Source organism: Pseudomonas sp. W4I3, from assembly GCF_030816195.1.
Classification (GTDB): domain Bacteria; phylum Pseudomonadota; class Gammaproteobacteria; order Pseudomonadales; family Pseudomonadaceae; genus Aquipseudomonas.
On record NZ_JAUSXS010000001.1, the window covers coordinates 1,957,865 to 1,971,798 of the forward strand.

The following is a 13,934-nucleotide window of genomic DNA, read 5'->3' on the forward strand; positions in this document are numbered from 1 at the left end:
TCAAACGACATGAGCGACCAACAACTCGACCCGCAAGCCCTGCAACAGGAAGAAAACTCCCTGATCGCCCTGCGCAAGGAAAAGCTTGCTGCCGAGCGCGCCAAGGGTAACGCCTTCCCCAACGACTTCCGCCGCGACAACTACTGCGATGCCCTGCAGAAGCAGTACGCGGACAAGACCAAGGAAGAGCTGGCGGAACTGGCGATCCCGGTCAAGGTGGCGGGTCGAATCATGCTCAACCGTGGCTCGTTCATGGTGATCCAGGACATGACCGGACGTATCCAGGTCTACGTCAACCGCAAGACCCTTTCCGAAGAAACCCTGGCCTCGGTGAAAACCTGGGACATGGGCGACATCATCGCAGCTGAAGGCACCCTGGCCCGTTCCGGCAAGGGCGACCTGTACGTCGAGATGACCAACGTGCGCCTGCTGACCAAGTCGCTGCGCCCGCTGCCGGACAAGCACCACGGCCTGACCGACACCGAACAGCGCTACCGCCAGCGCTACGTTGACCTGATCGTCAACGAAGACGTGCGTCAGACCTTCCGCGTGCGCTCGCAGGTCATCGCTCACATCCGCAGCTTCCTGATGCAGCGTGACTTCCTCGAAGTGTGGAAACGCCGATGCTGCAAACCATCCCCGGTGGCGCCGCGGCCAAGCCATTCGAAACCCATCACAACGCGCTGGACATGGAAATGTTCCTGCGTATCGCGCCTGAGTTGTACCTCAAGCGCCTGGTGGTGGGTGGTTTCGAGAAAGTCTTCGAGATCAACCGCAACTTCCGTAACGAAGGCGTCTCGACCCGTCACAACCCTGAATTCACCATGTTGGAGTTCTACCAGGCCTACGCCGACTACGAAGACAACATGGACCTCACCGAAGAACTGTTCCGTGAGCTGGCGCAGCTGGTGCTGGGCAGCACCGACGTGCCGTACGGCGACAAAGTGTTCCACTTCGGCGAGCCGTTCGTGCGCCTGTCGGTGTTCGACTCGATCCTCAAGTACAACCCCGAGCTGACCGCCGATGACCTCAACGACATCGACAAGGCGCGTGCCATTGCCAAGAAAGCCGGCGCCAAGGTGCTGGGCTTCGAAGGCCTGGGCAAGCTGCAGGTGATGATTTTCGAGGAACTGGTGGAGCACAAGCTGGAACAGCCGCACTTCATTACCCAGTACCCGTTCGAAGTGTCGCCGCTGGCGCGTCGCAACGATGACAACCCGAACGTCACCGACCGTTTCGAGCTGTTCATCGGTGGCCGAGAAATCGCCAACGCCTACTCCGAGCTCAACGACGCGGAAGACCAGGCCGAGCGCTTCATGGCCCAGGTGGCCGACAAGGACGCGGGTGATGACGAGGCCATGCACTACGACGCCGACTTCGTACGTGCCCTGGAATACGGCATGCCGCCAACCGCCGGTGAAGGTATCGGCATCGACCGCCTGGTGATGCTGCTGACCAATTCGCCGTCGATCCGCGATGTGATCCTGTTCCCGCATATGCGGCCACAAGCGTAACCGTAGCGAAATCTGAAGCCGCCTTTTATAAGGCGGCTTTTTTATGTGGCGTGAACTCGCGTCAAGCAAACAGCGCCAGTTTTTTTCCAGTCAAGGATGTGTGTGGTGAACCGCGTAATGGCTCAAGAAGGCGCCGCCGGCATTGCCGCTGCCGTGGCTGAAAGCGTCCAGTACCAAGGCCGCAAGGCCAGCCGCCGGGGCAGTGAACAGCGCCGGCAAGACATTCTCGATGCGGCCATGCGCATCGTGGTCCGCGATGGCGTGCGGGCCGTGCGCCATCGTGCCGTGGCGGCGGAGGCCGGCGTACCGTTGTCGGCGACCACCTACTACTTCAAAGACATCGACGACCTGCTCACCGACACCTTCGCCCAATACGTCGAACGCAGCGCGGCCTTCATGGGCAAGCTGTGGGTGCGCAACGAAGGCCTGCTGCGCGAGATGGTTGCCTACGGGGACGGCAGCCCGGCGTCGCGCTCGCAGCTGGCCGATGACATTGCGCGGCTGACCGCCGACTACGTACAGCGGCAACTGACCAACCGTCGCGACTACCTGATGGCCGAGCAGGCCTTTCGCCAGGAAGCCTTGTTGAATCCGCGTCTTGCCGAACTGGTACGCTCCCACCAACAGATTCTGTTGCAGGGCACCGGGCAGTTTTTCCAGGTACTGGGCTCCCGCGAGCCGCAACAGGATGCCAAGGTGTTGACGGCGATTATCGGTCGGATGGAATATCAGGGCCTGTTGGGCGGCGCAGAGCCTCTGACCGGTGACGAGATGCTGGAAATACTCAAGCGCTACATGCACCTGGTGCTGGCCTCGGTCTGATCACCAGGGATGTTCGATAAAGGCCACGTTGAAAGAGGAAGCACCGGGTGGACGATTACCAGCAGACGATACGCAGCTTGTCCGATCGCATTGTGCTGGCGCAAACGCCGATCCGCGTCCTTGACGCCGTGAAGTGGGACGAGAATATCCGCCAGGGCTTTCTCAAGGCCAAGGGCAAGGCCATGCCTGCCGTAGACCGCGATTACTACCTGAACCGACCGTTGTCGTTTGACTCCAGCGCGGTCAAGCTGGAGTTTCAGAACATCGAGCGCGACATTACCCGTCGCCTCGGCCAGTTCAGCCCGGTGGGGCAGATCATGCGCCGCATGTGCCGTGAGTACCGCATGGTGGTGCGCATGCTCGAAGCCCGAGGCACCGAGGATTTCGGCCTGATCTCCCAGGAACTCTACGGCGCCGCTTCCGACGCCTTCCATGCCGGCGACCCGACCCTGGCCGACCTGGGCCTGATGCTTTCGGACTATCTGAACAACATCGACGGCCGTGGCGACCTCAAGGACGAAGCCAAGACCTTGACCGCCAAGGACGCCGTCGCCTTGCTGCAAACGCGCTTGAACAAGGTGTTCGGCGAGGCCGAGGAAACGATCCGTGTGTTCGAATCCGATGGCATCGTCGCCGACGCGGCGGCGGGCGCCGATTACATCAAGATCCGCGCCGATGCGATGTTCAACGACCGTGACGTGCGCGCGCTGGAAGTACACGAAGGCCTGGTGCATGTGGGGACCACCCTCAATGGGCAGAACCAGCCGATCTGCACGTTCCTGTCCAAGGGGCCGCCGTCGTCCACCGTGACCCAGGAAGGCCTGGCGATCCTGATGGAAATCATCACGTTCGCCTCCTACCCCAGCCGGCTGCGCAAACTGACCAACCGCACCCGCGCCATTCATATGGTGGAGGAGGGCGCTGACTTCCTGCAGGTATTTGAGTTCTTCCGCGAGCAGGGCTTTGAAATGGCGGAAAGCTATGGCAACGCCAGCCGGGTGTTCCGTGGCTCGGTGCCCAATGGCCTGCCGTTTACCAAGGATCTGTCCTACCTCAAGGGCTTCATCATGGTCTACAACTACATCCAACTGGCCGTGCGCAAGGGCAAGCTGGAACAAGTGCCGCTGTTGTTCTGCGGCAAGACCACGCTCGAAGATATGCGCACCTTGCGCCAACTGGTCGATGAAGGCCTGGTAGTGCCACCCAAATACCTGCCCGAACAGTTCCGCGACATGAACGCACTGGCGGCATGGATGTGCTTTTCCAACTTCCTCAATCATTTGAGCCTGGATCGCATCGAGGCGGATTACTCCAATATCCTCTGACCGAATTTCATCTCAATCACGAGGCTTCAACGGATGAGAATCCTCGGCATTCTTTGCCTGCTACTCACATTGAACGGCTGCAGCTCGTTATTGTTCTACCCCGAGCCCGGCCTGCCGTTCACGCCGGAAAAAGCCCACCTGGCTTACCGCGACGTCACCCTCACCACCGCCGACGGGGTGAAGCTGCACGCCTGGTGGTTGCCGGCCAAGCCCGGCGTACCCGTCAAAGGCACGGTGCTGCACCTGCACGGCAACGGCGGCAACCTGGCCTGGCATCTGGGCGGCAGTTGGTGGTTGCCGGAGCAGGGCTACCAGGTCCTGTTGTTGGATTATCGCGGCTATGGGCTCTCCGAAGGCACGCCGTCATTGCCGGCCATCTATCAGGACGTGGACGCCGCCTTCAGTTGGCTGGACAAGGCGCGCGAAGTCCGCGGCCAGCCACTGATCGTGCTTGGCCAGAGCCTGGGCGGCGCGTTGGCGGTGCATTATCTGGCGGCTCACCCCGAGCGCCAGTCCCAGCTCAAGGCGCTGGTGCTGGATGGCGTGCCTGCCAGTTATCGTGACGTAGGACAATTCGCCCTGAGCACTTCCTGGTTAACCTGGTCGTTCCAGGTGCCCCTGTCCTGGCTGGTGCCGGACGCCGACAGCGCGGTCAACGCCATGCCCCGACTGACGGGCGTGCCCAAGTTACTGTTTCACAGCCTGGATGATCCGATCGTGCCCATGTCCAACGGCATCCGTCTGTACCAGGCGGCGCCACCCCCCAGGGTGCTGCAACTGACCCGAGGCGGGCATGTGCAGACGTTCGCCGACAAGACCTGGCAAACCGTGATGCTGCGTTACCTGGATGACCCGCTGCACTTCAACGGCCTGCGTCGTCTCGGCGAGATTCCGAATTATCCCATTCCCAAAGCTGCACCATCAGAGAGCCCGCAATGAGTGAAGAGCGCAACATGATCCCGCTGATTCTCACTGGCATCGGCACCATCATTGGTACTGTCGGTTGCTTGTGGTACTACGGCTACCTGCACTTCGCCAAGCCTGAGGATGCACTGTTGCTCAGCGAGTTCACCCTGCTCAAGACCGTGCCAGGCGAGGATTACAAAATCTCACTGACCCCAGCCGCTCAAGTGGCGCAATGCGTAGATGGCGTATTGGTGATGTTCGATACCGACCAGAAAGGCCTGAGCGGCGTTCTGGTGAATGACAAGAAGCAGGCGGTGCGTTGCATCGGGCAGGAAACCCCGCAACTGCAGCAGTGAGCGCGGGCTTCCTGACGCGGGAAAGTGCCGTTATCCGCACAACGTATAAAAAGCTTGGTTGGCTGCTGACTGTGCCTTTAAAAAACCGCCTTCATTGGCGGTTTTTTCATGTTGCATCAAGCGATCCGTCAGCGCTGTGACGTGAATATCTGGAACCGTATTGCGTCAGGCGCCACACACAGCGATGTAATTTACACAAAGCGGGGCCAAGACTGTGGCGATAACTGTTGCTGCAATACGTAACATGCTGGACATGGCCAGGGGGCAACAGGCGCTGGAGCGCCGAGACGCTGAGGATGATGAACTCAAGCAACTGATGCATAAGCTGTCGCAAAATGCTTATGGCCCCAGAATCGAAATGCCTGCCGACGATACCCACCGCACCATCCACTTTGGTGAGCCGAAAAAAAACCCACCGTAAGGTGGGTTTTTTCATGCAGCCTCAATCGATCAGTTAGCGACGGAAGAACGTGGCTTGACCGGTTGGTTGTCGTTGGAGATGGTCACTTCAACGCGGCGGTTCATCGCGCGGCCCGATACGCTGCCGTTATCGGCAACCGGATATTCCTTGCCGTAGCCCTGGGTCACGATGCGCGAGATGTCCACGCCTTGCTGTGCCAGTGCGCGCTGTACGGAAGCCGCACGACGCTCGGACAGGCTCTGGTTGTAAGCGTCGGAACCGGTGCTGTCGGTGTAGCCTTCGACGATCACTTTACGGTCCGGGTTGTCGCGCAGGAACTGAGCCAGCTTGGTAATGTTGACCAGGCCGCTGGACTTCAGGTCGGACTTGTTGGTGGCGAACAGCACGTCACCGAAGGTCACCAGGGTGCCACGATCAGTTTGCTTGGCGTTCAAGCTGTCTTGCAGCTGCTTGATCTGTGCATCACGGGCGTCCAGCAGGGCGCGGGCGCGTTCGTCGCCAGCGTTTTTCAGCTTGGCTTCCGATTCACGCAGCGAAATGGTGTCTTTCGCTACTTCCACACGCTGGTTGGTCAGGTAGGCCAGTTGGTCGACTTTCTTCTCGTCTTCCTTGTCGCGGTAGGCTTTGTCTGCTTTGTCGAGCCACTCGCTGGCGTCTTTGGTTTCCAGCGCGGCCAGCTTGGTGGCCTGAGGGTTGGTTTGCAGGGCCGTGAAGTTGGTCCGTGCGTTTTCCAGGTTCGCGTTCGGCGGGGTGGAGCAGGCTGCCAAGGCAACGCTCATCGCCAACAGGGCCGGGATCATCAGTTGTTTACGCATAGTCGTGTCGTCCTTTCAATTCGATAGTCAGGTGCGATGCAATCAAGGGGCAGCGGCTTATTTCTGCTGGATAGCAGCCGGGCGCATGCCTTCCTTACGCAACTCGTCAACTGCTTTCTGGGAATCCTTTACTGCTTGCTCAGCTTTGGCAGCCTGGGCTTTACGCTCAGCAACGCGAGCGTCCCACTCGGCTTGTTCGGCCAGCTGACGAGCTTTGTCGTAGTTCTTGTCATGCATGGCGATTTCGGCTTCTTTGAGCTTGTCCTGAGCCGACTTCATTTCCACGGCTGCGAACTCGGTGCCGCCGGCGCTGACCGCGCTGTTGACCGCTGATTGGGTCACTGCGTATTGCTCGGTCGGCGGGTTGCCGGCGCAACCAGCCAGGATGAAGCTGGTGCCGATTGCCAGCGCGGCCAATTTAAGCCCGCGCAGGTGGTTAAACGAGGATTTGGCAGTGCTGGTCTTCATCGTCTTCAACTCCATTGGTTAACTCCTGAAATACATCAAAATCCATCTTGGTGTTCGTCTGCGGGCCCGGTGCTAAAGCACATGACGCCAGTTCAAACGACCGTTCCAAGTGATGGCTTACTGGCTGTGACCGGATGCTTTTTTCAAAAGTTCAGCGGAGATGGCGATTTGCCTAAAAAAATATCTGACTGAATGGTCAGGGTCGGAAAATTGGAACTTTCCCTGCGCGTGGAGGTACTCCGAGCCGCTCAAAGGCCCGGAATACGGGGGTTAGATTGACGTCAATGAGAGGTGATCAGTGCTTCTGTTCGTCAGCACTCGCTGACAAATCATGCAGATGGCGGCGGGACAACGTCAGAAATCGCGGGGTGGGCCCGACGTCTTCATACAGCGGATCGCCTTCTTCATCGGTGGCAATCACTTGCTGGCCCTTGATGTAGGGGAAGCTGGCTTCCAGCTCTTCAAGGGCAGCGCCAATCAGTTCACCGAGCAGCTCCTCGGGGTGGCGCTTGGGGTACATCTCGGCGAGGGCGGCCAGCCTGGCGGCGGCCTCTACGTCCAGATGGATCGCGTATTGGGTTTTGGTCAGCTGACCCTTGGCGGTTTCTTCCCAATGCTGGGGCAAGTCTCGAATCTTCATGGCAACCTCAATTAATGAGTGACCAGCCGCCGGTGTGGATGACGCGGCGGCTTGATGTTGAGACTAGCTGGAAGCGGCAAGGTTTAAAGTGTCTTGTCAGAAACCGACGCCGACGGCACTCTGGGACACGTTCGCGTCCCGGATTTCTGGCTGGAGAGTGGCTGATGAGTGATATCGATGCACGCTTGCGTGAGGATGTTCACCTGCTGGGTGAGCTGTTGGGCAATACGATTCGAGAGCAGTACGGCGATGATTTTCTCGGCAAGATCGAGCAGATCCGCAAGGGCGCCAAGGCTGACCGGCGCGGCGCGGGTGATGAGCTCAGCACGAGCCTCAATCAGCTGCAGGAAGAGCAACTGCTGCCCGTAGCGCGGGCGTTCAACCAGTTCCTCAACCTGGCCAATATTGCCGAGCAGTACCAGTTGATCCACCGGCGCGATGAGTCGCAATCGGCACCCTTCGAGTCCCGGGTGCTGCCGGAGCTGTTGGCCCGCCTGCAAAGCGAAGGCCACAGCGATGAATCCCTGGCCCGCCAATTGGCGCAACTGGAGATCGAGCTGGTGCTCACCGCGCACCCCACCGAAGTCGCACGCCGCACGCTGATCCAGAAATACGATGCGATCGCCGCGCAACTGGCGCTGCAGGACCACCGTGACCTCACCAGCGCCGAGCGCGATCAGATTCGCGAACGCTTGCAGCGACTGATCGCCGAGGCCTGGCACACCGAAGAAATCCGTCGCGTGCGGCCCACGCCGGTAGATGAAGCCAAATGGGGCTTTGCGGTGATCGAGCATTCACTGTGGCACGCCATTCCCAATTATCTGCGCAAGGCCGACCAGGCCCTGCATGCCGCCACCGGTTTGCGTCTGCCGTTGACGGCCGCGCCGATTCGCTTTGCCTCGTGGATGGGCGGCGACCGTGACGGCAACCCCAACGTCACGGCGCCGGTCACCCGCGAAGTGCTGCTGCTGGCGCGCTGGATGGCGGCGGACTTGTACCTGCGCGATGTCGACCAGCTCGCTTCCGAGCTGTCGATGCAACAGGCCAGCCCAGCGTTGCAAGCCCAGGTGGGGGACAGCGTCGAGCCCTACCGCGCCGTGCTCAAGCAACTGCGCGAACGCCTGCGCGCCACGCGCCAGTGGGCCCATGCCTCGTTGACGGTCAGTACCCCGGCCCCGGCGCAGGTGTTGCAGGACAATTGCGACCTGCTCGGCCCGCTGGAACTGTGCTATCAATCGCTGCATGAGTGCGGCATGGGCGTGATTGCCGATGGCCCGTTGCTTGACTGCCTGCGCCGCGCCGTGACCTTTGGCCTGTTCCTGGTGCGCCTGGATGTGCGCCAGGACTCCACCCGCCACGCCTCGGCCATGACCGAGATCACCGACTATCTGGGGCTGGGGCGTTATGAGGACTGGGACGAAGACACGCGCATCGGCTTCCTGACCGAAGAACTGACCAATCGCCGACCCTTGCTGCCGGCTTATTTCAAGCCTTCGGACGACACCGCGGAAGTCTTGAACACGTGCCGCGAAATCGCGGCTGCACCCGCCGCGTCGCTGGGCTCCTATGTCATTTCCATGGCCGGCGCCGCGTCGGATGTGCTGGCGGTGCAACTGCTGCTCAAAGAGTCAGGCGTACAGCGGCCCATGCGCGTGGTGCCGCTGTTCGAAACCCTGGCCGACCTGGACAACGCCGGGCCGGTAATGGAGCGACTGCTGCAACTGCCGGACTATCGCGCGCGGCTGCAGGGCCCGCAGGAAGTGATGATCGGTTATTCGGACTCGGCCAAGGACGCCGGCACCACCGCCGCCGCCTGGGCGCAGTACCGGGCGCAGGAACGCCTGGTGGAGATCTGCCGCGAGCAACAGGTGGAATTGCTGTTGTTCCACGGCCGTGGTGGCACGGTTGGCCGTGGCGGTGGCCCGGCGCATGCGGCGATCCTGTCGCAGCCGCCAGGCTCGGTGGCGGGGCGGTTCCGCACCACCGAACAAGGCGAGATGATCCGCTTCAAGTTCGGGCTGCCGGATATTGCCGAGCAGAACCTCAACCTTTACCTGGCGGCGGTACTCGAAGCCACGTTGTTGCCACCGCCGCCGCCTGAACCGGCCTGGCGTCATCTGATGGATGAATTGGCGGCCGACGGCGTCAGCGCCTACCGCGCGGTGGTGCGGGAAAATCCGCAGTTTGTCGAGTATTTCCGCCAGTCCACACCGGAGCAGGAGCTGGGACGTTTACCGCTGGGTAGTCGTCCAGCCAAGCGGCGCGCTGGTGGTATTGAAAGTCTGCGCGCCATTCCCTGGATCTTTGGTTGGACCCAGACCCGCCTGATGCTGCCCGCCTGGCTCGGCTGGGAAGCGGCATTGAGCAAGGCCCTGGAGCGCGGCGAGGGTGAGTTGCTGGGGCAGATGCGTGAGCAGTGGCCATTCTTCCGCACGCGCATCGACATGCTCGAGATGGTGCTGGCCAAGGCCGATGCCGACATCGCCCGTCTCTATGATGAGCGCCTGGTGCAGCCTGATTTGCTGCCATTGGGCGCGCATTTACGCGACCTATTGTCGCAGGCCTGCGACGTGGTGCTTGGCCTGACCGGCCAGTCGCAGCTGCTGGCCCATAGTCCGGATACTCTGGAGTTCATCCGCCTGCGCAACACCTACCTGGACCCCTTGCACCTGTTGCAGGCCGAATTGCTCGCACGCTCGCGTCAACGTGAAGCTGCGCAAGACAGCCCTCTGGAACAGGCGCTGCTGGTGTCCGTCGCCGGTATTGCCGCGGGTTTGCGCAACACCGGTTGAGGTTTTTCGCGTGTTCTCAACGGCTTGCGGATAAACCGCGACGACCGCCCTGAACAGGGCGGTCGTTGTTTGAGGGGCTGGGTTGCGCTCAGGCAAACCCGCTGGCTGACGCATGCCTGGCGCGGGTTTCTCCTACTTTTGGCGGCTTGTATGGTGAGGTCCTGCTGTGTATCTTGATCAGCCTTTGGCCGTTTGATCGGCCCAGAACCACATTTTTACGAGATTGGCCCCACGCGGCGAATCCGAGCGTCATCTCTATAAAAAATTGAGGAGCACATCGATGCGCGTCATTCTGCTGGGAGCTCCCGGGGCCGGTAAAGGTACTCAGGCAAAGTTCATCACTGAAAAATTCGGCATTCCACAAATCTCCACCGGCGACATGCTGCGCGCGGCCGTCAAGGCCGGCACCGAGCTGGGCCTGATCGCCAAGAGCGTGATGGACAGCGGCGGCCTGGTCTCCGATGACCTGATCATCAACCTGGTCAAGGAACGCATCAGCCAGGAAGACTGCAAGAACGGTTTTCTGTTCGACGGTTTCCCGCGCACCATTCCCCAGGCTGAAGCCCTGGTGAAAGCGGGCGTCGAGTTGGACGCCGTGGTCGAGATCGCCGTTGAAGACGAAGAAATCGTTCAGCGCATTGCTGGTCGTCGTGTTCACGAAGGCTCGGGCCGCGTGTACCACATTGTCTACAACCCGCCGAAAGTGGCCGGCAAGGACGATGTCACCGGTGAAGACCTGGTGCAGCGCAAGGACGATACCGAAGAAACCGTGCGTCATCGCCTGTCGGTCTACCATTCCCAGACCAAGCCGCTGGTGGATTTCTACCAGAAGCTGTCCGCTGCCCAGGGCAAGCCGAAGTACAGCCATATACCTGGCGTCGGCTCCGTGGAAGCGATTACGGCCAAGGTGCTGCAAGCACTGAGCTGATGCTTTAACTGCCTGCACTGACAACGGCCCGCTTGCGGGCCGTTGTTGTTTATACTGGCGCACTTTTTTTCGACTTGGACACCCACACCCATGAGCACCCTGCTGGCCCTGGACACCGCGACTGAAGCTTGCTCCGTTGCCTTGCTGCACGATGGCAAGGTAACGAGCCACTACGAGGTGATCCCGCGCCTGCACGCGCAGAAGCTGCTGCCGATGATCAAGCAGCTGCTGGAAGACGCCGGCACCCACCTGGGCGCCGTGGACGCGATCGCTTTCGGCCGTGGCCCGGGCGCGTTTACCGGCGTGCGCATTGCCATTGGCGTGGTGCAGGGCCTGGCGTTTGCATTGGAGCGTCCGGTTTTGCCGGTCTCCAACCTTGCGGTGCTGGCCCAGCGTGCGCTGCGTGAGCACGGTGCCTCGCAAGTGGCGGCGGCGATTGATGCGCGCATGGATGAAGTCTATTGGGGCTGCTACCGCGAGAACGCCGGTGAAATGCGCCTGGTGGGTGTAGAAGCCGTGCAGGCGCCGGAGTCATCCGTTTTGCCCGATGATGCTGGCGGCGACTGGTTTGGCGCCGGCACCGGCTGGGGATATGGCGAGCGCATGGGTGTGCAACCGGCGAGTCAGGACGCTGCGATGCTGCCTCATGCGCAAGATCTGCTCACGCTTGCGCGCTTTGCTTTCGAGCGCGGCGAGGCGATTGCGGCGGACCTGGCGGCGCCGGTCTATTTGCGCGATAAAGTCGCACAGACCAAGGCGGAGAGAGGGATTATTTGACGCCAGAAACGCGGTAAATCTGCGACAAAAATCGCCAATCGTCAGAATTTGCATCGGCTTTTAAACCTTTTACAAATTATGTGTTCTAGTTATCACCAGAGCATTTGCGCGCTACGGATTGCGCCATTAAAATGCCATTACTGATAGCGAGTTCGCGCCCATGCGTATTGATGGCTTTTCCTCACAGTCGTACCCGATCAAGCGTAAGCCTCGTAAGGCGAACGCCACTGTGGACGATTCAGTCGAGGACTCGCCGGACTTCATTCAGGTCCAATCGGATGCGCAGGCCAACAGCCAGGCGCGCACCAGTGGTCTTCCCGCCCGTCAGCAAGACATGGTCTTCCCCCGCTCCATGAGCAAAAGCGTCGCCACCGCCCTGGCCAGCTACCTGACCACCGCCGGCTTTGTCGAATGGGATATGGAAGTGCTGGGTCTCGATATCCACATCTGATGCGTCTGCCTTACTACATCGGCTGTCCGTCCTGGAGTGAAAACGCCTGGCGCGACTACCTGTACCCCGTCGATGCGCGCGCCAACGATTATCTGGCGCTCTATTCCCAAGTCTTCAACGCGGTTGAAGGCAACACCACCTTTTACGCGCGTCCCTCGACCTCTACTGTGCAGCGCTGGGCCGAGATCATGCCCGATCATTTTCGTTTCACCGCCAAATTCCCGGGTGATATCAGCCATGCCGGCGACTTGCGTGAACAGTTACCGGCGGCGGAAAGTTTTGTTGGTTTGATGAGTCCCCTAGGCGAGCGCGTTTCGCCATTGTGGCTGCAGCTTTCGAAGGGGTTCACACCGCAACGCCTGGGGGAGTTGGCCGGGTTTCTGGATGGCATCGATCGTCCGCTGGCGGTTGAAGTTCGCCACCGTGAGTTCTTCGCCAAAGGCGAGGCCGAGCGCAGCCTCAACCGGCTATTGCGTGACCGCGGTGTGGAACGCATTTGCCTTGATCCGCGTGCGCTGTTCAGCTGCACCTCCACCTCGGCGGCGGTACTGCATGCCCAATCGAAAAAGCCGAAGGTACCGCCACGCCCGGCGGCGTTGACGCAGTTTCCCCAGGTGCGCTTTATCGGGCATCCCGAGCTTGAGGCCAACGACCCGTTCCTGGTTCCGTGGGTCGAAAAGATCGCCGCATGGATCGAAGAAGGACGCACCCCCTACATGTTCCTGCACACCTCGGACAACCGTCTCGCCGCACAGTTGGCCTTGCGTTTTCACGACCAACTGATGATGCGTTTACCCGGTCTCGCGCCGCTGCCGACCTTGCATCGAGAACCCGTCGCGGAGCAACTGGGGTTACTCTAAGGCTTCTTTATCTCGCCTGGAGTCAGTCATGGATGCCCAAACCCTTCGCGCCCAAACCTTCAAAGCCCTGCACGAGCGCGATTGTGCCTTTGTCATGCCCAATCCGTGGGATGCCGGCTCCGCGATCATGCTTGCCAGCCTTGGCTTCGAAGCGTTGGCCACCACCAGCGCGGGCTTTGCGTTCAGCCTGGGGCGGCCGGATGCCGAAGGCGCGCTGTCGCTGGAGGACACCCTGGGCAATGCTGGCGCCATCGTCAGGGCGACGTCGCTGCCGGTCGCCGCTGACTTGGAAAACGGCTTCAGCGACACCCCAGAAGGCTGCGCCCAGACCATCTTGCGTGCCGCCGCCACCGGTATCGTCGGCGGTTCCATCGAAGACGCCACGGGCGTTGCCGTCGATCCGATCTACCCCTTCGACCTGGCCGTCGAGCGCATCGAGGCCGCCGTCGCTGCCGCCCGCAGCCTGAGCTTTCCCTTCACGCTGACGGCCCGGGCAGAAAACCTGCTGCATGGCCGCCTGGATTTGCCCGACACCATTCGCCGCCTGCAAGCCTATGCCGAGGCGGGAGCCGATGTGCTGTATGCGCCGGGCCTGCGCAGTGCCGAAGAGGTATTGGCGGTGGTCAAGGCAGTCGCGCCCAAGCCGGTGAATGTGTTGATGTCCGGTGGCTTGAATCTTAGCGTCGCGCAATTGAGCGAACTGGGCGTGCGTCGCATCAGCGTGGGCTCGGCCCTGGCCCTGGCGGCCTATGGCGAGTTCTATCGGGCCGCGCAGGAGGTCTACGGGCTGGGCACCTTTACCTTTACCGAGCGCAAGATGCCGTTCGACCAAGCCAACCGATTCTTCAAGGGCTAGGCC

14 protein-coding genes and 1 pseudogene are annotated in these 13,934 nt (G+C 60.8%); 12 read left to right on the forward strand and 3 right to left on the reverse strand.

Annotated features, from left to right (window positions below; all coding sequences use genetic code 11):
* Positions 1-9: 9 nt before the first annotated feature.
* The 6 genes and pseudogenes from lysS to QF045_RS08890 all read left to right on the forward strand — a co-directional run bounded on the left by lysS (position 10) and on the right by QF045_RS08890 (position 5,344).
* Positions 10-1,514 (forward strand): annotated as a pseudogene (lysS, locus tag QF045_RS08865) (lysine--tRNA ligase).
* A gap of 105 nt (positions 1,515-1,619) precedes the next feature.
* Positions 1,620-2,336, forward strand: a complete 717-nt coding sequence (locus QF045_RS08870; RefSeq protein ID WP_306491879.1) for a TetR/AcrR family transcriptional regulator — start codon at positions 1,620-1,622, stop codon at positions 2,334-2,336.
* A 47-nt stretch (positions 2,337-2,383) separates the two neighbouring features.
* Entirely contained in the window at positions 2,384-3,661 is a 1,278-nt protein-coding gene (locus QF045_RS08875) for a flavohemoglobin expression-modulating QEGLA motif protein (RefSeq protein ID WP_306491880.1), read from the forward strand.
* Positions 3,662-3,694: 33 nt separating this feature from the next.
* Complete coding sequence (locus tag QF045_RS08880) at positions 3,695-4,600, forward strand: alpha/beta hydrolase (protein ID WP_306491881.1); 906 nt, start codon at positions 3,695-3,697, stop codon at positions 4,598-4,600.
* A complete protein-coding gene (locus QF045_RS08885; protein ID WP_306491882.1) occupies positions 4,597-4,923 on the forward strand; it encodes a hypothetical protein in 327 nt (108 codons plus the stop codon). Before QF045_RS08880 ends, QF045_RS08885 begins: the two co-directional genes overlap by 4 nt.
* A 244-nt stretch (positions 4,924-5,167) precedes the next feature.
* Positions 5,168-5,344 (forward strand): hypothetical protein, encoded by a 177-nt coding sequence (locus tag QF045_RS08890; RefSeq protein ID WP_306491883.1) that lies wholly within the window; start codon positions 5,168-5,170, stop codon positions 5,342-5,344.
* Positions 5,345-5,373: 29 nt separating this feature from the next.
* Here QF045_RS08890 and QF045_RS08895 read toward each other — a convergent pair whose 3' ends face one another.
* The 3 genes from QF045_RS08895 to QF045_RS08905 form a co-directional block, all read right to left on the reverse strand.
* Positions 5,374-6,159, reverse strand: coding sequence for an OmpA family protein (locus tag QF045_RS08895; protein WP_306491884.1), 786 nt, complete (start codon positions 6,157-6,159; stop codon positions 5,374-5,376).
* Between the two features lie 57 nt (positions 6,160-6,216).
* Positions 6,217-6,642 carry a DUF4398 domain-containing protein gene (locus QF045_RS08900; RefSeq protein WP_124385418.1) on the reverse strand — a complete coding sequence of 142 codons (426 nt, stop codon included), beginning with the start codon at positions 6,640-6,642 and terminating at the stop codon, positions 6,217-6,219.
* A 280-nt stretch (positions 6,643-6,922) separates the two neighbouring features.
* The gene (locus QF045_RS08905) at positions 6,923-7,267 is read right to left on the reverse strand and encodes a pilin assembly protein (RefSeq protein ID WP_306491885.1); all 345 of its coding nucleotides are present in this window, start codon (positions 7,265-7,267) and stop codon (positions 6,923-6,925) included.
* Positions 7,268-7,431: 164 nt separating this feature from the next.
* Between QF045_RS08905 and ppc the strand changes: the two genes are divergently transcribed.
* From ppc to QF045_RS08935, 6 genes are all read left to right on the forward strand, one after another.
* Positions 7,432-10,059 carry a phosphoenolpyruvate carboxylase gene (gene ppc, locus QF045_RS08910; protein ID WP_306491886.1) on the forward strand — a complete coding sequence of 876 codons (2,628 nt, stop codon included), beginning with the start codon at positions 7,432-7,434 and terminating at the stop codon, positions 10,057-10,059.
* Between the two features lie 280 nt (positions 10,060-10,339).
* Positions 10,340-10,987, forward strand: coding sequence for an adenylate kinase (adk, locus tag QF045_RS08915; protein WP_124369856.1), 648 nt, complete (start codon positions 10,340-10,342; stop codon positions 10,985-10,987).
* A gap of 90 nt (positions 10,988-11,077) precedes the next feature.
* Positions 11,078-11,764 (forward strand): tRNA (adenosine(37)-N6)-threonylcarbamoyltransferase complex dimerization subunit type 1 TsaB, encoded by a 687-nt coding sequence (gene tsaB / locus QF045_RS08920; RefSeq protein ID WP_306491887.1) that lies wholly within the window; start codon positions 11,078-11,080, stop codon positions 11,762-11,764.
* A 160-nt stretch (positions 11,765-11,924) separates the two neighbouring features.
* Positions 11,925-12,215 (forward strand): hypothetical protein, encoded by a 291-nt coding sequence (locus QF045_RS08925; RefSeq protein WP_306491888.1) that lies wholly within the window; start codon positions 11,925-11,927, stop codon positions 12,213-12,215.
* Positions 12,215-13,075, forward strand: coding sequence for a DUF72 domain-containing protein (locus QF045_RS08930; RefSeq protein WP_306491889.1), 861 nt, complete (start codon positions 12,215-12,217; stop codon positions 13,073-13,075). The genes QF045_RS08925 and QF045_RS08930 overlap by 1 nt, the downstream gene beginning before the upstream one ends.
* 28 nt (positions 13,076-13,103) lie before the next feature.
* The gene (locus QF045_RS08935; protein WP_306491890.1) at positions 13,104-13,931 is read left to right on the forward strand and encodes an oxaloacetate decarboxylase; all 828 of its coding nucleotides are present in this window, start codon (positions 13,104-13,106) and stop codon (positions 13,929-13,931) included.
* The last annotated feature ends 3 nt before the right edge of the window (positions 13,932-13,934 follow it).